The organism is Caballeronia humi (assembly GCF_001544475.1).
GTDB lineage: Bacteria > Pseudomonadota > Gammaproteobacteria > Burkholderiales > Burkholderiaceae > Caballeronia > Caballeronia humi.
Genome location: NZ_FCNW02000072.1, coordinates 1 through 20472 on the forward strand (window position 1 = coordinate 1; position 20472 = coordinate 20472).

At 60.2% G+C, this 20472-nt stretch carries 18 protein-coding genes and 3 pseudogenes; 6 read left to right on the forward strand and 15 right to left on the reverse strand.

All coding sequences use genetic code 11. The features are described from left to right. Nucleotides 1–176 precede the first annotated feature (176 nt). From AWB65_RS31395 to AWB65_RS31445, 11 genes are all read right to left on the reverse strand, one after another. Nucleotides 177–1115: a flavin reductase gene (locus tag AWB65_RS31395; RefSeq protein ID WP_087670787.1), complete on the reverse strand. Its 939-nt coding sequence runs from the start codon at nt 1113–1115 to the stop codon at nt 177–179. Then, complete coding sequence (locus tag AWB65_RS31400) at nt 1112–1966, reverse strand: alpha/beta fold hydrolase (protein ID WP_087670788.1); 855 nt, start codon at nt 1964–1966, stop codon at nt 1112–1114. The genes AWB65_RS31395 and AWB65_RS31400 overlap by 4 nt, the downstream gene beginning before the upstream one ends. Continuing rightward, entirely contained in the window at nt 1956–2543 is a 588-nt protein-coding gene (locus tag AWB65_RS31405) for an amino acid synthesis family protein (protein ID WP_087670789.1), read from the reverse strand. Before AWB65_RS31405 ends, AWB65_RS31400 begins: the two co-directional genes overlap by 11 nt. Nucleotides 2544–2727: 184 nt before the next feature. Then, nucleotides 2728–3462: a GntR family transcriptional regulator gene (locus tag AWB65_RS31410; RefSeq protein ID WP_374729776.1), complete on the reverse strand. Its 735-nt coding sequence runs from the start codon at nt 3460–3462 to the stop codon at nt 2728–2730. Between the two features lie 41 nt (nt 3463–3503). Beyond that, a complete protein-coding gene (locus tag AWB65_RS31415) occupies nt 3504–4586 on the reverse strand; it encodes an ABC transporter ATP-binding protein (RefSeq protein WP_087670791.1) in 1083 nt (360 codons plus the stop codon). Then, a complete protein-coding gene (locus AWB65_RS31420; protein ID WP_087670792.1) occupies nt 4583–5380 on the reverse strand; it encodes an ABC transporter permease in 798 nt (265 codons plus the stop codon). Before AWB65_RS31420 ends, AWB65_RS31415 begins: the two co-directional genes overlap by 4 nt. A 12-nt stretch (nt 5381–5392) precedes the next feature. Then, on the reverse strand, nt 5393–6274 hold the full coding sequence (locus AWB65_RS31425; protein WP_087670793.1) for an ABC transporter permease: 882 nt from the start codon (nt 6272–6274) through the stop codon (nt 5393–5395). Nucleotides 6275–6304: 30 nt separating this feature from the next. Further along, a complete protein-coding gene (locus AWB65_RS31430) occupies nt 6305–7294 on the reverse strand; it encodes an ABC transporter substrate-binding protein (protein ID WP_087670802.1) in 990 nt (329 codons plus the stop codon). A gap of 105 nt (nt 7295–7399) precedes the next feature. Beyond that, nucleotides 7400–7714: an NIPSNAP family protein gene (locus AWB65_RS31435; RefSeq protein WP_087670794.1), complete on the reverse strand. Its 315-nt coding sequence runs from the start codon at nt 7712–7714 to the stop codon at nt 7400–7402. Nucleotides 7715–7717: 3 nt separating this feature from the next. Next, nucleotides 7718–9187, reverse strand: coding sequence for an aldehyde dehydrogenase (locus tag AWB65_RS31440; protein WP_087670795.1), 1470 nt, complete (start codon nt 9185–9187; stop codon nt 7718–7720). Between the two features lie 26 nt (nt 9188–9213). Then, the gene (locus AWB65_RS31445; protein ID WP_087670796.1) at nt 9214–10257 is read right to left on the reverse strand and encodes an LLM class flavin-dependent oxidoreductase; all 1044 of its coding nucleotides are present in this window, start codon (nt 10255–10257) and stop codon (nt 9214–9216) included. 266 nt (nt 10258–10523) lie between these two features. Here AWB65_RS31445 and AWB65_RS37280 point away from each other — a divergent pair. Beyond that, nucleotides 10524–10738: pseudogene (locus AWB65_RS37280) on the forward strand (4Fe-4S dicluster domain-containing protein); the annotation flags it as partial. An 872-nt stretch (nt 10739–11610) separates the two neighbouring features. Here the strand turns inward: AWB65_RS37280 and tcuC are convergent. Next, nucleotides 11611–12945 (reverse strand): tricarballylate/proton symporter TcuC, encoded by a 1335-nt coding sequence (tcuC, locus tag AWB65_RS31455; protein WP_087670797.1) that lies wholly within the window; start codon nt 12943–12945, stop codon nt 11611–11613. 169 nt (nt 12946–13114) lie between these two features. Next, nucleotides 13115–14158 (reverse strand): LacI family DNA-binding transcriptional regulator, encoded by a 1044-nt coding sequence (locus tag AWB65_RS31460; RefSeq protein ID WP_087670798.1) that lies wholly within the window; start codon nt 14156–14158, stop codon nt 13115–13117. Between the two features lie 229 nt (nt 14159–14387). Here AWB65_RS31460 and AWB65_RS31465 point away from each other — a divergent pair, with 229 nt between their 5' ends. The 3 genes and pseudogenes from AWB65_RS31465 to AWB65_RS37955 all read left to right on the forward strand — a co-directional run. After that, nucleotides 14388–15551 carry an L-talarate/galactarate dehydratase gene (locus AWB65_RS31465; protein WP_087670799.1) on the forward strand — a complete coding sequence of 388 codons (1164 nt, stop codon included), beginning with the start codon at nt 14388–14390 and terminating at the stop codon, nt 15549–15551. Nucleotides 15552–15587: 36 nt separating this feature from the next. Continuing rightward, nucleotides 15588–15734, forward strand: a complete 147-nt coding sequence (locus AWB65_RS37950; RefSeq protein WP_374729777.1) for a hypothetical protein — start codon at nt 15588–15590, stop codon at nt 15732–15734. 32 nt (nt 15735–15766) lie between these two features. Then, a pseudogene (locus tag AWB65_RS37955) lies at nt 15767–15847 on the forward strand (hydroxyacid dehydrogenase); the annotation flags it as partial. A 106-nt stretch (nt 15848–15953) separates the two neighbouring features. On the opposite strand, the pseudogene AWB65_RS31475 reads toward AWB65_RS37955, so the two are convergent. Both AWB65_RS31475 and AWB65_RS31480 read right to left on the reverse strand, forming a co-directional pair. Beyond that, nucleotides 15954–16370, reverse strand: a pseudogene (locus tag AWB65_RS31475) (aldolase/citrate lyase family protein); the annotation flags it as partial. Nucleotides 16371–16492: 122 nt separating this feature from the next. Next, nucleotides 16493–17944 carry an MFS transporter gene (locus AWB65_RS31480; protein WP_200821843.1) on the reverse strand — a complete coding sequence of 484 codons (1452 nt, stop codon included), beginning with the start codon at nt 17942–17944 and terminating at the stop codon, nt 16493–16495. A gap of 211 nt (nt 17945–18155) precedes the next feature. Here AWB65_RS31480 and AWB65_RS31485 point away from each other — a divergent pair, with 211 nt between their 5' ends. Beyond that, nucleotides 18156–19211, forward strand: coding sequence for a LacI family DNA-binding transcriptional regulator (locus AWB65_RS31485; RefSeq protein ID WP_087670801.1), 1056 nt, complete (start codon nt 18156–18158; stop codon nt 19209–19211). A gap of 233 nt (nt 19212–19444) precedes the next feature. Further along, the coding region (locus AWB65_RS31490; protein WP_235007919.1) for an IS3 family transposase at nt 19445–20472 on the forward strand (1028 nt) is incomplete at its 3' end.

A 20472-nucleotide genomic window follows, 5' to 3' on the forward strand; every position in this document is an offset into this window, starting at 1 on the left:
CGCCCATCTTCGGCACGGTTCCGAGCGAAGCACCATTCGACGGATCGACGACTTCGAAAGTCGCGCCATCGTCGGCGCCTTGCCATTCGCCGTCGATGAACGCGTCGTGACGCAGGAGCGTGGGATCACGCAGCATATCGTTCATGGGATCGCTACCTTTCGATGTTCGGGAAGAGTCAACTGCTAGCAACCAGCGATTGCACCGTGCCATGTTCGTGATCGCCGATGTAGATGCCGAACGTATCTTCGGTACGTTCCTTCACATAGCGTTGCAACATCGACTGCACCGCCGGGTCGCGAATCTGGTCCCACGGAATCTCGTTCAGCGGAATGAACCGCACGGGCGCGGCTGAATGGACATCGTCGGTGATGCGTCCGCGATAGTAGATGTTGACGTCCTGCACGCCCTTCCCCGGCGTTTCGTACACGGCGAAGAGGAAGTTGAGATTCGCGTTGAGGCTGTACTTCGCGAGCAGACCGCGCAGGCTCGAAGGATCGCTTTGCGGTTCGAGCTTGGTGCCTGTCGGCAACTCGAGCCCCGCCGACGTCTCGACGAACGCGACACCACGCGGACCTTCGAGAATCGCCCCGACCCTCGCCCGCTGCGCCCCCGAAGCAAGCGCGTCCTGCGAAAGACCGAACTGCACGTAGGCGCCACGGCAATAGCCAAGAGGCGTCGCGGCCGTGTACGTAAAGTCCACTACGCGACCCATTAAAATGATGTGGTCGCCTGCATCGATCACCTGATGTGTCTCGCAGTCGAAGCTCGCAGCTGCGTTGTCCATCAGCGGGCTGCCGGTCGTGCGCGCGTGCCACGCGACCTGCGCGAACTTGTCGGCGCTCTTCGACGCAAAGACACCGGAGACGGGCCGCTGATCGTCGGCCAGCACGCTGACGGCGAAGCGCTGCGTCTGCGAGAAGACGGGATGACTCGACGCCGTCTTCGCGATGCATACGAGGATCAGCGGGGGGTCGAGGGACACTGACGTAAACGAGTTTGCCGTAAAGCCTCGCGGCGAACCATCGGGCTGAATCGTCGTGACGACTGTCACGCCCGTCACGAACGCACCCAGGGCCCTGCGAAAATCGATGACATCAAAATCGGCCGAAGTCATTTTGCTGCTCCTGAAAATTGACGCGTGGCTTCACGAACGAACTGCAGCAGACGCTCGTTCACGATCTGCGGTGCGGTCACGTTCATCATGTGACGCTCGTTCGGAACGATCTCGGCGCGAGCATTGGGCGCCGCCGCCGCCATCGATTGCGACATCAGCGGGCTCGAATTCGGATCGCACTCGCCCGTCATGAAAAGCGCCGGCACCGACAGTTGCGGCAAGCGTCCGACATGCGCCTGATCGGAACTCGCGAAAAGCTGATAGGTGCGCGCGTAGCCGACCGGATTCACCGATCCGAGCAACGAGCGCACCAGTTCCGCGACCTGCGCGAGATGCCCGGGCACGGGATCGTCGAACCAGCGTGCGATGGTTGCATCGATGCCCGGTTGCTCGGGCCGTGTGCCTTCGAGCGACGCGGCTCGCTGCAACACCGCGGCCCGCTGCGTGTGCGTGCGGTCGTACACGGCATTGAGCGCGACGACGCTCAAGACGCGCGACGGATATCGAAGCGCAAACTCGAGCGCGATCAGCGAGCCCATCGAATGACCCACAACGTGCGCCGCATCGATGCCGAGATGGTCCAGCAAACGCACGAGTTGCGACGCATATTCACCGAGGTCGGGCTGCGCGCTCGGCAATGCGCTGCCGCCGTGTCCCAGCATGTCGTATGAGACGATGCGGAACTCGTTCTTCAATGCGTCGACTTGCGGCGCCCAGACCGAGCGGTTCATCCCGACGCCGTGAATCAGCACGAGCGCGGGCCCCTCGCCCGACACGCTGTACGACGTACCGTCGAACATGCCGCTCGTGCCGCTCAGGCCGGACGCGTGGCTGACCGTATCAGGCTTCATTCGTTCCAAGCTCCTTCAGGTCCTGATACCGGTCGCCGATGCGATGATGCGGCCGCCCGCCGATCGAAGCGCCAAGCGCGATCACGAGTTCGTCGGGCGCGGGTGCATCGATGATTGAGAACTGGATGGTCAGGTAGTGCGAGCGCATGCCTTCGTCCGCCTTGTGCATCAGCGGAATGCTGACGGGGCAGTTCGGGCCGCCGCGCAGGTTCGTGAAGCTCAGATAGCTCTTGGCGCCCACGGCCTCTCGAAACTTGTTGCCAAAGCGCAGGGTATGAATGAGCGCCGATGCATGCTCGATCTCGCCCGACGTCCCGACGATCGCAGCCTTCCCATACCCCTCGACTGCGGCGCCAGAGCCTGCAATGCGCAGGATTTCGCTCGTCAGGACTTCGCCCAGTTGCGGCGCGAGTCCGTGGATCTCCGGGCGCAGGTCTTCGACGAAACCGCGACCCGCCCAGGGATTGCGCAACACGGCTGCTGCTGCAAATAGCTTCAGTGGCTGCTGCGCGGTCTTTCCGCCTTCGATGAACGTCTCTTCGACATACGTGACCAGCTTGCGAATTTCGAGCTTCATGTGACCTTTCTCCGGTGGCAAACGCGCCGCGCGTCATGCAACGGCATCCTGTGAATATTATGGTATTCCATATTACTGGATGCAAGAAGTTTTGCCGACCAAGAGGGTTTACGATGAATGCAACCAGCGAAAAAAAACCGCCGGAATCGGCGGTCGTCATCTGCTGGACTGAACTAGCAAAGCCTCAGGAACTGGTCTCCGCCGCCTTTTCTGCAAGCGTTGCCATCGCAATTGCGGCCGTGAGCCTGACGTGTTCGTACGAAGCCGCAGCGGCTGCGTCGCCGTCTTTTTTGCCGATCGCGGCGAGCAGCTTGTTCATCTCGCGATTCGAATCCACGCTGCGTCCGGGTGAGGCAATCGTCATCGCGCGCAGCTGATTGATTCGCGCATTGAGCGACTTCACGACCTGATGCATCATCATTTTGTGGCCGCCGGCAAACATCGCCTCGTAGAAGAGTTCCGTATAGGCCAACACTCGCTTGAAGTCTTTCTTTTCGAACGCATCCTCGATCTCCTTGCGGATATCCCGAAGCTGTTTCACGAGACCCGGGGTGGCTAGTTCGGCGCATGCCCGAGCGGCCTGCGATTCGAGCAACGCGCGTATTTCATAGATTTCCTGCACCTGCTCCGGATCGAGCCGTGCGACGATCGGGCCTTGATGCGCGATCGTTTCCACCAGCCCTTCCGTTTCCAGATGGCGCAGCACCTCACGCACGACAGTCCGACTGACGCCGAGCTGCTCGCACAATGTCCGCTCGACGAGCCGGTCTCCGGGGCGGTAAAAACCCGTCGAAATAGCTTCACGCAACTTCTCGAGGGTCAACTCGCGCAAGGTCGGGGCGCTGCGATCAACACGCATTAGTTCGGTCATGGCAATGGTTCCAGGCACGTTATCGATCGCTGGTTTTCGGAATCCCATAGTATCGCATGCGCATTTTGAAAGCCGATATCAAGGTGCTTCTAGGCAGGAAAAATCCGGCCGCTGACGCGGTCCCAATCCAGCCAGGCGCGTGCACCGATGCTCAAGTTGGTTTCCCGTGCGCCAATGGAGGTCCGCACGTCGATCTCCTGATCCCATGGCGTCGAAACCGCGTAGTGCATCGTGTCGCCAAGATAGGTCACGTCACGTACGGTGACAGGCAAGCCTTCGCCCCTTGCGCCCTCTGCTTGCCAGTGGATGCGAATCTGTTCCGGGCGCAGCATCAACGCACCGTTATCGCCGGAATTCAGGCTGTGCTCGAAGCCACCGACTTCGATCGGCCGTCCGTTCGGAAACACCGCTTGAGCGGCGCCATTCGAGCCTTCGAGCTTGACCGGCAGAAAATTCGAGTTGCCGATGAAACTGGCGACGAACTTCGACTCAGGCTTCGCATACAGATCCTCGCCAGTTCCAATCTGTTCGATCCGTCCCTTGTTGAAGACCGCGATCCGATCGGAGAGGCGCAACGCCTCCTCCTGGTCATGGGTGACGTATAGGATCGTCACACCTGTTTCCTGATGGATGCGGCGCAGTTCGAACTGCAATTCTTCGCGCAACTTCTTGTCCAGCGCCGAAAGCGGTTCGTCCATCAACAACACTGGCGGGTCATAAGCCAGCGCCCGCGCGATCGCGACACGTTGTTGCATACCGCCGGACAACTGTCCGGGCATCCGGTCGCGGCAGTCGCCGAGATGAACGAGCTTGAGCATGCGTTCAACGGTCGATTTGATCTGCGCGTCGGGCAGCCGGCGCACCCGCAGCGGAAACGCCACGTTTTCACCGACGGTCAGATGCGGGAAAAGCGTGTAGCGCTGGAACACCATGCCGATATTGCGTCGGTTCGGTGCAACCGACAGCAGCGACTTGCCGTCGAGCAGCACACGGCCTTCAGTGGGCGACTGAAAACCAGCGACGATATATAAGGTCGTGCTCTTCCCCGATCCGGACGGCCCGAGAAAGGTCATGAACTCGCCCTTCTTGATATCGAGCGACACCTGATCAATAGCGACGACCTTGTCGTAGGTCTTCCGAAGACGTTGAATCTGAAGAAACGGCGCGCTCATGCTTTACCCCTTTTGAGTACGAGTCCAAGCAACATCAATACAACGGTCAGTCCGACCAATAGCGAGGATGCGGCGGCGATCACCGGCGTCAAGTCCTGCCGCAGCGTGCTCCAAATGCGTACCGGTAGCGTCTGCAGGGTCGGACTCGCCATAAAAATTGATACGACGACTTCATCCCACGATGCGAGGAACGAAAAAATGGCAGCGGCGAAAAGACCGAGGCGAATCGCCGGCAGCGTCACCCGCAGCTTGGTTTCAAGCGGCCCTGCCCCACAGATCAATGCTGCGTCTTCCAGCGACGTGTCGAAGCTCTCGAGCGAATTGCCGATCGCGATGATGGCAAACGGCAAGGCGATGATCAGGTGCCCGATCACGAAGCCGATTACAGTGCCGTTCAATCCGATGCGCAGGAAAAAGCCATAGAGCGCCACGGCGAGCACGACTACCGGCAGCACCATCGGCGTCAGGAAGAACGCTTTCAGCGCGGTACGGCCACGAAACTTGCCACGCGCCAGAGCGAGCGACGACAGCAAGCCGAGCGTGACCGACAGCGCCATCACGACAAGCGCCAGCCCGACGCTCGTGAGCAGCGAATCGAGCCAGGCCGGGTCGGTGAAGAGCACCTTGTACCACTGCAATGTCCAGCCCGGAGGCGGGAAGATCAGCCATTGAGAGTCGCCGAACGACAGCCCGACGATGAATAGCACCGGCAACAGGAGAAACAGGGACACCGCAACGCCGATGCTGACGAGGAACCAGCGCAGCGGCCCCAGGCGGTCGAAATCGAGCAACATGAGTTCCTCTCCTTAAGCGGTCTGTGTCGTTTGCGCCTTGCCTGAGAAGCGCAACTGCACGAAGTACAGCGAGAGCGTCACGAGCAACAGGACAAAGGCCGCCGCGCCCGCCAGTCCCCAGTTCAGCAGTTGCTGCACGAGCTGGGCGATCAATTCAGCGAGCATCATGAAATTGGGTCCGCCGAGCAGCGCGGGTGTAACGAAGTAACCGAGCGCCATAACGAACACCATCAACGCGCCGCTGGCGATGCCAGGCATGGCGAGGGGCAGGAGCACACGGCGAAACGCCTGCCAGCGCGATGCGCCGCAAATGGCCGCCGCACGCAACGTCGACGGGTCGATGTTGCGCAGCGTGGCGTGCAGCGGCATGACGAGAAACGGCAGCATGATGTAGGTCATGCCGATCGTCACGCCAGTCAGATTGTTCACGAGCGTCAGCGGCTCCTGGATCACGCCGAGCCACATCAGGAAGCGGTTGATCGGACCGGTCTGCTGAAGCAAGACCATCCATGCGAAGGTTCTCGCGAGAAGGTTGGTCCACATCGAGAGCAGCAGGATCGCGAAGACAAGCTTGCTGATCCAGCGCGGTGCGATGGCGAGGAGCCACGCGGTGGGAAAACCAACGACGAGCGTCACGGCCGTGACCACGAATGCGACGAAGAACGTATTGCCGAACACGCGCAGATACGTGGTCGATCCGAACAGTTCCGCGTAGTTCTGAATCCCGGGCGACGGCTCGAGGACACTGCGCAACAGCAACGAAAGCACCGGCAGCAGGAAGAACACAACCAGCAACAGCAAAGCGGGCAGTGCCAGTCGTGCCGACCGCGAACCGGGAACAGGCAGCGAAACGACGATCGGCTCGTCCGCTGGCGTACTTATAGCGTTTGACATGGAGTCTCCTCGCGAATGGGCCGCCTCACCTTATTTCGATTGCCACGCGTACCAGCGCTTCGAGATATCGTCGCGATGATCCGCCCAGTACTTCATGTCCAGATTGATCTGGGTCGCTTTGTGCTGGTCCGGCTGGGTCTTCGCGATGTCGGGAGGCAAGAGCGCGGCCGACTTCAGATTGACCGGCGCATAACCCGATTCCTCCGCGAACTTCGCTTGCGACTGTGCGCTGGTGGCGGCGGCGAGGAACTTCATCGCCTCGGCCTTGTGCTTGCTGCCTTTGGGAACCACGAGCATGTCGGCTGCCGTCAGGTTCTGGTTCCACGAAATGCCGACGTCCACGCCGGTCTTTTGCAGCGCATGCAGGCGGCCGTTCCAGAACACGCCCATCGGCGCTTCACCTGACGCCATCAACTGCTGGGACTGCGCACCGCCGCTCCACCAAACGATCTGGCTCTTGATCGTGTCGAGCTTCTTGAACGCCCGATCCAGATCGAGCGGATAGAGCTTGTCGGGCGCAACGCCATCGGCGAGCAGTGCGACTTCCAGAACGCCCGGCGCCGCCCATTTATAGAGCGTGCGCTTGCCCGGAAAACGCTTGGTGTCGAAGAGATCGGTGAAATTGGCGGGCGCCGCGTTCTTGTACGTCGCCTTGCTGTAGCCCAGCACGAACGAGTAGTAGAAGCTGCCGACCGCGCCTGGAGAGACAAAGCGCGGGTCGAGATCGCTCTTGTTCACGACTGAAAAATCGATCGGCTCGACCAGCCCGTCGCGAAGCGCCGCATAGGCGAAGTCGCCTTCCACGTCGACCACGTCCCACTGCACATTGCCGCTCTCGACCATGGCCTTGAGCTTGCCGTAATCGGTCGGGCCGTCCATCAGGACCTGCACGCCAGACGTCTGCGTGAAAGGCGCGGCCCAATTCTTCTGCTGTGCGGACTGGGTCGTGCCGCCCCAACTGGCGAACACGATCGGCGCTGCCGCCAACGACGGTACGGCGGCGGCAACCAGTGCGGACATACCCACTACACGCGCGAGGGCACGCAAACCAATGTGCTGCTTCATCACTACTGCTCCTTGAGAGGGTACGGCTGGCATTTGGACGGCCGATCGATGCGACGCGCGTTACTTGAGCGGCGAAAACGCTGCCGGCTTCATGATCTTGCTTTCCATCGTTTCGAGAAGGGCCTGTATCTTCGGCGCGAACGCCTGCCAGGCGGGATCGTTGGCCAAGCGCTGCCGGCGTGCCTCGCGATCGTCGAGGCTCGTATAGGCCCACATGTGCACGATCTGGTTGAGCGGGCCGATCTCGGAAAAGAAGTAGCCGACGAGCTGCCCGAGATGGCGCTTCTGCAATTCGATGCCCTCCTCCTCGACCAGCTTCAGATACGCGGGAACGGCACCGGTGCGAACCTTGTAAGTGCGGATTTCGTAGTACATGGCTTAGCGCATCACGAAGGGGTCGGCGATCGGTTCATCGGACGTGCGGATCCACACCGATTTCGTGCGCGTGTAATCGAGCACGGCATCGAGACCGCCCTCGCGGCCGAGGCCGCTCAACTGATAGCCGCCGAAGGGCACGATCGGCGAAACCGCGCGGTACGTGTTCACCCAAACGATGCCGGCACGCAGCGAGCGCGTGAGGCGGTGAGCGCGCGTGAGGTCGCGTGTGAACACGCCGGAGGCGAGGCCATATTGCGTGTCGTTAGCGAGTGCGATTGCTTCAGCTTCGGTGTCGAAGGTCATGACGCTGAGCACGGGTCCGAACAATTCCTGCGACACGCTCGGCACATCGCTCGACGGACAGTCGACGATCGTCGGCAAGAAATAGAATCCTTCGCGATGTTCTTCGGGGCGGTGTCCGCCAGTCAGGAGCTTGCCGCCGGCTGCAAGACTGGCAGCGAGCACGGATTCGATATGCTCACGTTGCCTAGCGGTAGCCAGCGGACCCATTTCAGTCGCAACGTCCTGCGGATCGCCGATACGGATCGCCTTGGCCTTTTCAACGAGCCTCGCAAGCAGTCGGTCGCGGACGCCGCGCTGCACGAGGAGTCGCGAACCCGCGACGCAGCTTTGCCCCGTCGCCGCGAAGATGCCCGCGATAACCGCATTGGTGACGCTGTTGACATCGACATCGTCGAACACGAGGACGGGTGACTTGCCGCCGAGTTCCAGCGATGTCGCCGCAAGGTTCTCGGCGGAATTGCGGACCACGTGGCGCGCCGTTTCCGGGCCGCCCGTGAACGCGATCTTCGAGACGAGCGGATGGCTCGTCAGCGCTTTTCCGCAATCGGCGCCGAATCCGGTCAGGATGTTGACCACGCCCGCCGGGAAGCCGGCTTCGTGTACGAGGCGCGCGAATTCGAGCAGCGGTGCGGGGCCCTCTTCCGACGCCTTGAGCACGATCGTGCAGCCCGCTGCGAGCGCCGGTCCGAGCTTCACCGCCGAGAGGAAGAGTTGCGAGTTCCACGGAACGATGCCGGCCACCACGCCCACCGGCTCGCGCCGCACGAAGGCCTCCATGTCGGGCTTGTCGACAGGGAGGTACGCGCCTTGAATCTTGTCCGCGACGCCTGCGTAATAGCGGTAATACTCCGCGACATAGCCGATCTGGCTGCGCGTCTCGCGAATGATCTTGCCAGTGTCTGCGGTTTCGAGTTCCGCGAGTTGCTGCGCATTCTGCGTGACGAGTTCAGCCAGCCGATACAGCAGCTTGCCGCGCTGCGTAGCGGTTAAACCGGCCCACTCGGGCGCGGAGAGCGCGCGATGCGCCGCTCTTACCGCGCGATCGACGTCAGCTTCGTTCGCTGCGGGCATCGTCGCCCACGGCTTGCCGGTGGCCGGGTTGATGCTGTCGAAGGTCCGCTCCGCATCGCAGAACACGCCATCGATATAGTGCTGGAACGACTTCATGCCATCTCCTCGTTGCGAACCGTGATCTAGCGAGCGTCGAAGGCGGGCATCACATCCGCGATGAACAGTTCGAGCGACTTGCGCTTGCGCTCGAAGCTCATGTTGCTGTCGATCCAGAAGCTGTACTGGTCGAAGCCGAGTTCCTCGAAGTGCTTGAGTCGCGCGATGACATCGGAGGGCTGGCCGATCACCAGGTTCTTGCGGATCTGCTCCGGCGTGTACTGCGGGAACGAGGCGATATCGGCGTCGGTCAGCGGTTCGATAAAGCCCTGCTCGACCGGACGATCGTTCTTAAACCACTTGCTGAAATAGCAGTAGAAGCGGCTCAGGTCGGCGACCGCGGCATCGACTTCTGCCTCGCTCGCGCCGACGAAGGTGTGCATGAGCATCATGATCTGCGGGCGCGGCACGTTCGGGTTCGCCTTGCAGGCGGCCGTGAAGCGGTCCATCAGGCTGACGACTTCACCATCACCCGCTGCGAGCGACGTGACCTGCACGTTGCAGCCGTTTTTGATCGCGAACTCGTGCGAGTTGGGGTCGCGCGCGGCGAGCCACATCGGCGGGCCCGGCTGCTGGATCGGACGCGGCACCGGCGTGGTCGAAGGCCATGACCAGAACTCCCCTTGGTGCGCGTAATCGCCCTTGAAGAGTTGCGTCAGAGCCGGAACCAGTTCGCGCATCCGGGCGCCTGCGCCGAACGCATCGAGGCCGGGCAGGAGGCGTTCGTATTCGAAGGAATAAGCACCGCGCGCGATGCCGAGGTCGAGCCGTCCGTTGCTCGCGACATCGACCATGCCGGCTTCACCTGCAAGACGGATCGGGTGCCAGAAAGGCGCGATGACTGTGCCGGTGCCGAGCCTGATGCGCTCGGTGCGCGCGGCAAGATAAGAAAGGTTGATGAACGGGTTTGGGGCGATGGTGAATTCCATCGCATGATGCTCGCCGACCCAGGCCGTCTCGAAACCACCCTTTTCTGCGATCTGCACGAGTTCGGTCAACTCGTCGAAGAGCTGGCGATGCGGCGTGGCGGCATCGTACCGTTCCATGTGGACAAACAACGAGAATTTCATAGTCGACCTTTTTTTGTTCCGGAAGGGAGTTCGAAGCATCCTGGAGCCAGGCGATGTTTCTTTTGCGTTGGTATTACGGTATTCCAAAGACACGCAATGAGCAAGGTCTATGATGTTATGGAATACCATAATATTGAGAGAGTAAGGCGGGCTGATGGGCGCTCGAAGTGGACACGAGGAAGGTCTGGGGGCACGCGTCCGGGGGAGAGAATTGAAAAAACACCGACGGAGCGATTGTGCGTCGACCTCTCGTTAACCCGAAGGCGCTGAAAGATGCGGCGATGGCAGTGAGCTTGAATTTGCAGACTTATGCGGGTCCGGAAAAAGTCCATACCGCCCGGCCGCCGCGTACGAATTCGTCAAGGCCGACGAAGGCAACTTGCGCTTGCAAATCAACGCGAGCGACTGCAGGACTTGCAACATGAAGGACCCGACGCAGAACATCGTCTGGATGACGGTGGAAGGCAGTGGGCCGAACTACGCCGAATGTGAATTCACGATCCCGGCTTCGCGACCACGGCGATACGCATGCGAGCATGCGTCGTCGCCGGCCACTGTGGATTTGCAATCCCTAGCCAGCGAAAAGGCGGACATCGCGATTGGATATATCGCGCGCGTGGATACGCATCAGCAATTGCTCGCTTCGCAGTTTGGAACGCAGCGGTGGTCGATCCGGCGAGGGGACTGAGTCGCTTATCCAAATCACGCCGCTTGCGCGAGGCCAATCTACTTGCGTCGCCGGCACATCATCACGCTCAGCGGCGTGAAGTCGAAATCGATCAGCGCAAGTCGCTCTTTCACACCGTGGTCTCGCGTTCCATTTCGGTCCAGTCAGGAACTATGCGCAACGCGCGCATGAGGAGATCACAGCGTTCAAAGAGTCAACGGTTGGTTCTTTACGGCCTGCACGCCGTTTTCGGTTCTGCGAGTGAAAACTAGGAACCCGGCCGTCACGCCATCGATCATGCGAGGTGATCGTTCGCATACGTGCAACAGGCTCGACGTGGAATTCGAGCGGCATGTCGAGACAGACGCTCCGAACGATTTTGACCAGCGACGCGCAGAACGTGCATACGTACGTCGCCCATGGCCCCGCGTTTGAGGCGGTCGAATCATTTGTCCGGGCTTGCTGGCACATGGCGCGCAAACGCTTTGCGGCCGGCTCAAAGCGCGCGGTTCCAGCGCAAGAGTTTGAAGGTTGTTCGCAGTCTTTCTTGCCCGCCGCAATGATTCCGGTCACTACGACGGTAATTGGAGTGGCCGCGACTCGAATCAGCGTGTATCCGCCTGCCTCGGCTGGCGTGGCGTCGGGAGCGTTTCGTGTCGACGGCTCGAAGCCCAAAAAACTCGAACCTACTGAAGCTCATCCGTCTGACGTTCCGCGGTCTTTTTCTGGTCCAAAGCGAGCGCCGCGATCAGGCTGATAGCGGCATTGACCGCCAGCCACACCCCCACCATCGCACTGCTGTGGAAGGTGTGTGTAAGCCAGGTGAGAATGGCTGGTGTGAAGCCGCCCAGAACGGCCGCCGCCACTGCCTGTGCAAATGCGTATCCGGAAGTCCGCGCATTGGGAGGAACCAGTTCCACCATCGTCGCGACCTGAACCGCGCTGTAGGCGGCGTAGATGAACGAGAACCACAATTCAACGACCGCAAACTTGAAGATAGTCGGTCCGGAAGAAAGCCAGAGCATCGTCGGATAGGCGGTGATCGCTGCCAGGAGCGTTACCACGATCAGGACCGTGCGGCGATTGAATCGGTCCGCCACCGTCGCCATGATGGGCAGCCAGAACAGCACCGACAACCCACCGAAGAACAGAATGATGAAGCCGGCAGACTCGCCGAGGTTCAGGCTCTTGATGAATGTCGGAGCGTAGGTGGTGATGGTTTGGGACGTCACCGTCGCCATCGCCACCATTCCCATGCAAAGCGCAATCGTCCGCCAGCCCGTCACGAGACTCGTACAGATCTCGGACACCTTGGGCGCTTTCTTTTTCGCGGCGAACACCGATGTTTCTTCGAGACTGGAGCGCAGCCAGAACATGACGGGAATCACCGTGCACCCGAGCAGGAGCGGGATACGCCATCCCCATGCGTGCAACTCGTTCGGCGCGAGCCAATACAGCAGGATCAGGCCGACCAGCGAAGCCGCCATCACCGAAAGCTGCTGGCTTCCTGCTTGCCAGCAGGTATAGAAAGCGCGCTTTTTCGGTGGTGCGATTTCCGCGAGATACACGACAACCCCGCCGAGCTCGGCGCCTGCCGAGAACCCCTGAAGCAGGCGGCCGAGCAGCACGATGATCGGCGCCGCGATGCCGATGCTCGCGTATGACGGCGTGCAAGCGACAGAGATGATTCCGACCGACATCAACGACAGAGCGAGGATCAGCCCTTTACGGCGCCCGTGACGATCCGTGTACGAGCCAAGGACGATGGCCCCTACCGGCCGGGCGAGAAATCCGAACGCGAACGTCATGAGCGACATCATCAGCGAAACATACTCGTTATCGCTCGGGAAAAACGTCTGCGCGATGTATCGGGCGTAGTACCCATAGATCATGAAATCGTAGATTTCGAGCGCGTTGCCGGCCACCACCTGGATGATCGGCTTCACGGCTTCCTTCGATTTCTCGGCACTCGCGGAGGCCTCTAGCGCGAGCGCCGGTGATCCAATTGCAGTGTCCTTCATGGTCTGCTCCGTTGTCAGTGATGGCGCCTGCGTGCTGCGCGCCCTGCAAGGTCAAAAAGATAGCGCAATCATTAGAATGAATGATTGCGCTATCTTTTAGCTGCGACAAGTCGGGTTAACGTGCAAACGCGCCGGCACGCAGACGCGAGGTCATGCGTTTGACAGACTGTCAGGCGCTCTCGCGATCAATGATCGAAAAGCCGGTGTCCATGCGCCCGCCAGCCAGCGCTGTGTCCCGTCTCCCGGCAAAGCGCGCGAGTAGCGCCGCAGCAGTGTGTTTCCCGATAGACGCGCCATCGACTTCCACCGTCGATAGCGCCGGGTAGACGTGGGCCGCACTGCTGAGATCGCCGAACCCCATCACTGCCAGGTCGCGAGGCACGTTCAAGCCGCGGCTCGCGGCTTCGGCGAGCACGCCTTGCGCGAGGGTGTCCGAGCTGCAGACGATGATCTGGGGGCATTCTGTGGCCAACATCCGGCTCAAGCCCTCTCGCCCAGCCCGCAACGTCGCGGGTGCCGGAAGCACCTCGAACGGCACGCTGGTCTTCCCATGATCGGCCAGCTCGTCGATCAGGCTTCGGCAGCGGCGCAGCCCGCGAGGATCATCAACGGAAACGACTCCGAATCGGTCATAGCCCTTGGCGAGAAGATGTCGCGCCACCTCGACGCCCACTTGTTCGTGCGAAAAACCGATCACCATATCGATTGGCTTGTCGCTCAGGTCCCAAATCTCGACGACCGGGATCTTTGCCTTGGTCAGGCGTTCGACCGTCGCTTCAGTGTGACTCGTTCCTGCCAGGACGATGCCGTCGGGGCGCCGACCGAGGATCGCTTCGACCAGCGTCTCCTCCTGGGAGGTGGAGTAGCCGGTAAGCCCTAGCAGCGTTTGATAGCCCGACGCATTCAAACCGTCCATCAACGCCTGGACGGTGTCGGAGAAGATCGAATTGGCGATCGTCGGGAGCAATATCGCGACGAGCCGGCTCTTGCTGCTCGCAAGCCCTCCCGCCAGCATGTTCGGGACATACCCCGTCGCCCGCACGGCATCCAGCACCTTCTTTGCGGTATCGCTGCGCACTAACTCCGGCCGATTCAGCGCGCGTGACACCGTCATTGGCGCGACGCCTGCCACGCGCGCGACGTCGATCAGCCTCACGCTTTCCACCTGATCGGTGCTCGTGGCGGGCATGTTGCGCTCCGATTTTCTGGCCATTTTGGTCCCCTTCGATAACACCGAGATTCAACTGCCGCACACGACCTTGTTATTTACTACGTGTAGTTGCCGGGCGTTCGCGCATTTAATCAGTGTAAACCACGATGATTACGCAATCAATTCTACTTGAATGATTGCGCAATCATTGTATGATCGACCGATGAACAACGTGCGGCACGCTAAGAGCCGATGACCGCGGCACACCTCTTTCGCTACCAGGAATACGTCCATGAACGCCATCGATACTCGTATCGCCGACACCGCCACCGTCGACCGCATCACGTGGATCCGAATTGCCTCCACCTTTCTCCCGCTCGCCAACCCGATCAGCGACGCGAAAGTCCTCACCGGCCGCCAAAAGCCGATGACGGAAATTGCAATCCTGTTTGTCGAGATCGAAACCACCGACGGCCATCGGGGTTTGGGTTTCAGCTATTCGAAGCGCGCCGGTGGCCCCGGCCAGTTCGCGCACGCCAAGGAGATTGCGCCGACTTTGATCGGCGAGGACCCAAGCGATATCGCCAAGCTGTGGAACAAACTCGCGTGGGCCGGCGCGTCGGTAGGCCGCAGCGGGATGGCTGTCCAGGCCATTGGCGCCTTCGACGTCGCGCTGTGGGACCTGAAGGCGAAGCGCGCCAACCTGTCGCTGGCAAAACTGCTCGGCTCGCAACGTGATTCCGTTCGCTGCTACAACACCTCGGGTGGCTTCCTGCACACGCCGCTCGATCAACTGCCGACGAACACCGACGCATCGCGCGAAAAGGGTATTGGCGGTATCAAGCTGAAGGTTGGACAGCCCGATTGCGCGCTCGACATCCACCGCGTCGAAACAGTGCGCAAGCATCTCGGCGACGCTTTCCCGCTGATGGTCGATGCAAATCAGCAATGGGATCGCCCGACTGCGCAGCGCATGTGCCGCACGTTCGAGCAATTCAATCTGGTCTGGATCGAAGAACCACTCGATTGCTACGACGCCGAAGGCCATGCTGCACTGGCCGCGCAATTCGACACGCCGATAGCCACGGGCGAGATGCTCACCAGCGTCGCTGAGCACTGGGAGTTCATCAAGCTGCGCGGGGCCGATTACCTGATGCCCGATGCTCCGCGTGTTGGCGGCATTACGCCATTCCTTAAGATTGCTGGACTGGCCGAACACGCGGGACTGATGCTAGGGCCACACTTCGCCATGGAACTGCACGTGCATCTCGCTGCCTGCTATCCGACTGAACCGTGGGTCGAGCATTTCGAGTGGCTCGAACCGTTGTTCAATGAAAGACTCGAAACGCACGGCGGCCGCATGATCGTGCCGACGCGCCCCGGGCTTGGACTGACGCTCAGCGAGCGTGTCGCCGGATGGACGGCTCAGGAAGTCGAAATTGGCAACCGCGCCTGACGGGCGCTGTTCAAAGCAGACAAAGAAGGTCATCCGATGAAGCCCGAACTCCTGCTGATCAATCCCATGCTGCCCGCAATCGACGAAGCACTATGCGCCAGCTATATCGTTCACCGCTATTACGAACAGGACGATAAACACGCATACATCCGCGAGGTCGGACACGCGATTCGCGGGTCGTGACGGGCGGCGCCTCGGGCATCGACAAGTCATTGATGGAGCGATTGCCGGCACTGGAAGTGGTGGCGGTCAACGGCATCGGGACGGACGCCGTCGACATCGAGCAGGCACGTGCTCGCGGCATCCACGTTTCGACGACACCCGGCGTCCTCACCGACGACGTGGCCGACCTGGCGATCGGCCTTCTGATCGCCGTCTGTCGCGGGATTTGCACCGGCGATCGACCGTGCCGTAGCGATTCCCCCGCTGACCCACCGATACACCCCGTATGCCGAGCGGCGGGTTGCGCGTCGCTGCCACGGCGCGCTGGGCATCGGCGGCGCTATCGACGAAGGGAGTCAGGAAATTGAAAAAGCGAGGATCGAGCAACCGTTTAATGACTACGCTGTCATTTGCCGGTGGACGTACGACAGGAGCCGCCGCACTATCCTTGAGCGCCATCAACTGGGGAATCAGGGTGAGGACGTCGTTCGGTGCGTGCTCGGCGTCCAGCAGCATCCAGTCGAACCCGACCATGCCTAGAAACTCCGTCACGATCGGGCTCGCAAGCGACGCCCAGCAGCCAATCAGCCGCTCGCCCTGCGTGAGCGCAGCACGAAACTGATTGGGCAAAGGACAATACGGCGTTGACGCTGTCACGACGTCTCCTTTGAAAGGCATGATCTGAGAATCTACCGGCACCGCACGTCAAGCAGCGTGTCTGGCACCCTCGAATGCCTTTGAGGTCCCGAGCATACGCGGTCGATATTGCCGGGTCCCGGTCAAACATCCTTGAGTTGCACACGCTTGATTTCGCCGACGATCAACAGATAGCTGACGATAGCGACGAGCGCATTGCAGGCCACGAAGACCAGCGCCCCACTGAAATTGCCCGTTACCTTGACGATGTATCCGATGACGATCGGCGTCGTGATTGCCGCAACGTTTCCGAACGTGTTAAACATGCCACCGCTAAGACCGGCAATCTGCTTCGGCGACGTATCGGCAACCACGGCCCAGCCCAGCGCACCCAGCCCCTTGCCGAAGAACGCAAAGGCCATGATCGCCACGACGAGTGTCGAGGAACTGACGTAGTTGCAGGCAATCATCGTGGTAGACATCAGCATGCCGACGACAATCGGTGCCTTGCGAGCGAACGTCAGCGAGTGCCCCTTGCGAATCAGGTAGTCCGAGAGCAGTCCCCCGAGGACCCCGCCGAGAAATCCGCAGATCGCTGGCAGCGCAGCGACGAAGCCCGCGTTCAGGATCGACATCCCCCGTTCCTTGACCAGATAAACGGGGAACCACGTCAGAAAGAAGTAGGTAATGGTCGTGATGCAATACTGGCCGATGTACACGCCAAGCAGCATCCGGTTGGTGAGCAATTGCTTCATGTACGAGAGCTTGGGAGCTGCGTTTCCCTTCAAGCCGGCCTCCGCCGCAGGCAGGATCTCCGCACCCTTCACGACGCCCGGCTCTACGTCCGCCTGCTCGACGAAGTCAAGTTCAAGCTCCGCTTCGGTCAGCCGCCTCTCGTTCTTCGACCTGTCCATATCGACCAGGGCACCGCCTTGTGCGATGTAATCGAACTCGGCCTTGTTGATGGACGGATGCGCTCGCGGGCTATGGATCACCTTGAGCCAGATTCCGCTCACCACGATCCCCACCACTCCCATGAAATAGAATACGTAGGGCCATCCGTATGCGTGTGTGATCCAGCCCATGATAGGCGCGAATAAGACGGTCGCGAAGTACTGAGCGGAATTGAAGATCGCCGAAGCCGTTCCGCGCTCGGCGGTCGGGAACCAGGCTGCGACGATCCGCCCGTTGGCGGGAAACGATGGCGCCTCGGCGAAGCCCACGAGAAAACGCAACGCGAACAGTGCGCCGACGGCCGCGGTCACCCCGAGGTAACTGACGGAACCCTGCAAGAGCGTGAAGATCGACCAGATGAAAATGCTGGCGGCGTAGACCGGCTTCGAGCCGAAGCGGTCGAGCAACCAGCCGCCCGGGAGTTGCCCGATGACATAGGACCAGCCAAACGCCGAGAAGATGAACCCCATCGAGACGGCGTCGAGCCCAAGGTCTTTCGACAGGGACGTTCCGGCGATCGAGATCGTGGCTCGATCCGCATAGTTGATCGCTGTCACAAGGAACAACATTGCGACGATTCCATAGCGAACGCGTGTTCTTTTCGCGTCCGACACATTGCCCACCGTTGCTTGCACCATCATCTCCTCCACCGGTTGCATTCTGGAAGCGACACCCATCGCCGCTCACCGAGCTACTTTGTATGACGTCTCACGATGGTTGAAGCATATGTTAGCGCAAACAATGCCTCAAATCGGTGTTTTCCCGATCCTGTTATTAGACGTCGTATATCAATAGCCAAGCACAGCATACTTTTACCGCCAGCGCTTAAAATGTCCCGATTAGGAGAATCAAATGGATGAGGCCTTTTCGGAGGAGCCCGGACGGCAGACGCAGCGCTCATCGGCGAGCGTGACGCTGGAGGATGTTGCACGCGTAGCGGGCGTGACCGCGATGACCGTCTCGCGTGCGCTGCATCGACCCGAGCTCGTACGTAGCGAGACGCAAAAGCGAGTCCTCGATGCGGTTCGAATGACCGGCTATGTACCGAACATGCTGGCGGGGGCACTGGCGAGCAACAAAAGCCGCCTCGTTGCGCTGCTGTTGCCCACGATCGCCACTTCAATCTTTACGGATACGGTGCAGGCGATGATGGACAGCCTCGCTGCGTCCGGCTATCAAACCCTTCTCGGGCTGACGGGCTACTCCGCGACGCGTGAAGAGGAACTCGTTCATACATTGCTGGGCCGGCGCCCGGATGGGATCGTATTGACCGGAACCGACCATACACCGCTCACGCTCGAACGGTTGAGCAAAGCGAAGGTGCCCATCGTAGAAATCTGGGACCTGACCGATGATCCGATAGACATGCTGGTCGGTTTTTCACATGAGGCAGTGGGTGCTGCGGTCGCGCGTCATCTGCTGGCAAAGGGCTATCAGCGTTTCGGAGTCGTTTCCGCCGACGATCCACGGGGGCTGCGGCGGAGTCACAGCGTCATTTGGGAACTTCAGCGTCACGGCGTGGATCACGTCCCCATTGAAGTGCTGAAGGCGCCTGCGACGCTCCAAACGGGCCGTGAGGGCCTGATCCGAATGTTGAAGACCGGCCTCCCGGAAGTCCTTGTATGCAGCACGGATACGCTCGCGCAAGGCATCCTTATCGAGGCAGCGAGTCGGGGCATGAATGTGCCACACGACGTCGCCGTCATGGGATTCGGGGATCTGAACACGGCAGCCCACCTGCACCCCGCGTTGTCGACGGTTCGGGTCGACGGTCCCGCAGTCGGCACAACGGCTGCGGAGGCACTTTTAAGCCGGTTCAATGCCAAAGCATTAGAGGAAACCGCGGTTTTGCGGGTCGATGTAGGCTTTAAGATCATCGATCGCGAAAGCGTAGCAGGGTATCGCTGATGTGATCGCATTCCTCTTTGAAAGCATCGGCAATTGGATAGCCGCGAAGTGCACGCTTCGTCTAATAGAGTTACAGCGGCAGACAGACCATAAGGCGGGAGCCGACCATTCCATCTAAAAAGCCCTGACAACGCTTGGAGCAGTCTTATTTTTATGTAAAGCGAATTGTCTCAGCGCATGTTGACATCGTTTTGGGGGTGCGGCGCAATTCTTGGACTATCAGGAGCTAGTCCATGTATTCGTACGAAGACCGCATCCGAGCAGTGAAGCTCTATCTGAAGCTCGGAAAGCGCCTTACCGCGACCGTTCGTCAATTAGGTCATCCCACAACGAAATCTCTCGAACGTTGGTGCCTCGATTTGCCGAGGAAAAAACGTATTTGCTTGAGGCCGCGCTACTCGGCAGAACAAAAAAAGGCGGCCACGGACCACTACATGAGCCACGGCCAGTGTCTGGCAGCAACAACAAAGGCCTTAGGATATCCGGGACGTGGGACGCTCGTCGCCTGGCTCGACGAGTTGCATCCTGAACGAAAGAAACGCGCTCTCGGGAGGACTTCGGGTATTCGGTACGCACCCGAGCTCGGGCAGACAGCGGTCATCGATCTGTGCACTCGACGAGAAAGCGCGGAGGAAGTTGCCAAAAAGATTGGCGTGAGCCGCCCAACCTTGTACAACTGGAGAAATCGGTTACTGGGTCAGGAGGCTGTTTCGACCATGACACGCCGCAACGATCCGCCGCAGACCTCCGAGCAGACGACGCTGGAGCAGCAGGTCGAATCACTCCGACGAGACATCCGGAAGCTCCAGATCGAACACGACATCCTGAAGAAGGCCACTGAAATATTAAAAAAAGGCCTGGGCGTCGACCCGCAACTCCTGACGAATCGGGAGAAGACGGAGCTGGTTGATGCCCTGAAACAGACTTACACGCTGCCGGAGCTTTTTGCTGAGTTGGGGCTCGCCCGTAGCTCCTACTTCTATCACCGGGCGCGGATACAAGCTGCCGACAAGTATGCTCATGTACGCCTTGCCATTGCAGCTATCTTTGAACTGAATCACCGCTGCTACGGATATCGCCGGGTGCGTGCGGCACTTGGCAGGCAAAAAGTCTTCATCTCGGAGAAGGTCGTTCGGCGCTTGATGAAGCAGGAACGTTTAACCGCGGTCACGACGAGGCGACGTCGGCGCGTGTCAAGGTACTTGTCGCCTCAGTCATGCAGCCAAAGGCTGTCTAAGTGTAGCGTGCGAGGCCATCGTGA

Coding starts and splice junctions, on each gene's coding strand:
- AWB65_RS31395 (WP_087670787.1), bottom strand. CDS start 1,115: ATGACTTCGGCCGATTTTGATGTCATCGATTTTCGCAGGGCCCTGGGT.
- AWB65_RS31400 (WP_087670788.1), bottom strand. CDS start 1,966: ATGAAGCCTGATACGGTCAGCCACGCGTCCGGCCTGAGCGGCACGAGC.
- AWB65_RS31405 (WP_087670789.1), bottom strand. CDS start 2,543: ATGAAGCTCGAAATTCGCAAGCTGGTCACGTATGTCGAAGAGACGTTC.
- AWB65_RS31410 (WP_374729776.1), bottom strand. CDS start 3,462: ATGGGATTCCGAAAACCAGCGATCGATAACGTGCCTGGAACCATTGCC.
- AWB65_RS31415 (WP_087670791.1), bottom strand. CDS start 4,586: ATGAGCGCGCCGTTTCTTCAGATTCAACGTCTTCGGAAGACCTACGAC.
- AWB65_RS31420 (WP_087670792.1), bottom strand. CDS start 5,380: ATGTTGCTCGATTTCGACCGCCTGGGGCCGCTGCGCTGGTTCCTCGTC.
- AWB65_RS31425 (WP_087670793.1), bottom strand. CDS start 6,274: ATGTCAAACGCTATAAGTACGCCAGCGGACGAGCCGATCGTCGTTTCG.
- AWB65_RS31430 (WP_087670802.1), bottom strand. CDS start 7,294: ATGTCCGCACTGGTTGCCGCCGCCGTACCGTCGTTGGCGGCAGCGCCG.
- AWB65_RS31435 (WP_087670794.1), bottom strand. CDS start 7,714: ATGTACTACGAAATCCGCACTTACAAGGTTCGCACCGGTGCCGTTCCC.
- AWB65_RS31440 (WP_087670795.1), bottom strand. CDS start 9,187: ATGAAGTCGTTCCAGCACTATATCGATGGCGTGTTCTGCGATGCGGAG.
- AWB65_RS31445 (WP_087670796.1), bottom strand. CDS start 10,257: ATGAAATTCTCGTTGTTTGTCCACATGGAACGGTACGATGCCGCCACG.
- tcuC (WP_087670797.1), bottom strand. CDS start 12,945: ATGAAGGACACTGCAATTGGATCACCGGCGCTCGCGCTAGAGGCCTCC.
- AWB65_RS31460 (WP_087670798.1), bottom strand. CDS start 14,158: ATGGCCAGAAAATCGGAGCGCAACATGCCCGCCACGAGCACCGATCAG.
- AWB65_RS31465 (WP_087670799.1), top strand. CDS start 14,388: ATGAACGCCATCGATACTCGTATCGCCGACACCGCCACCGTCGACCGC.
- AWB65_RS37950 (WP_374729777.1), top strand. CDS start 15,588: ATGAAGCCCGAACTCCTGCTGATCAATCCCATGCTGCCCGCAATCGAC.
- AWB65_RS31480 (WP_200821843.1), bottom strand. CDS start 17,944: ATGATGGTGCAAGCAACGGTGGGCAATGTGTCGGACGCGAAAAGAACA.
- AWB65_RS31485 (WP_087670801.1), top strand. CDS start 18,156: ATGGATGAGGCCTTTTCGGAGGAGCCCGGACGGCAGACGCAGCGCTCA.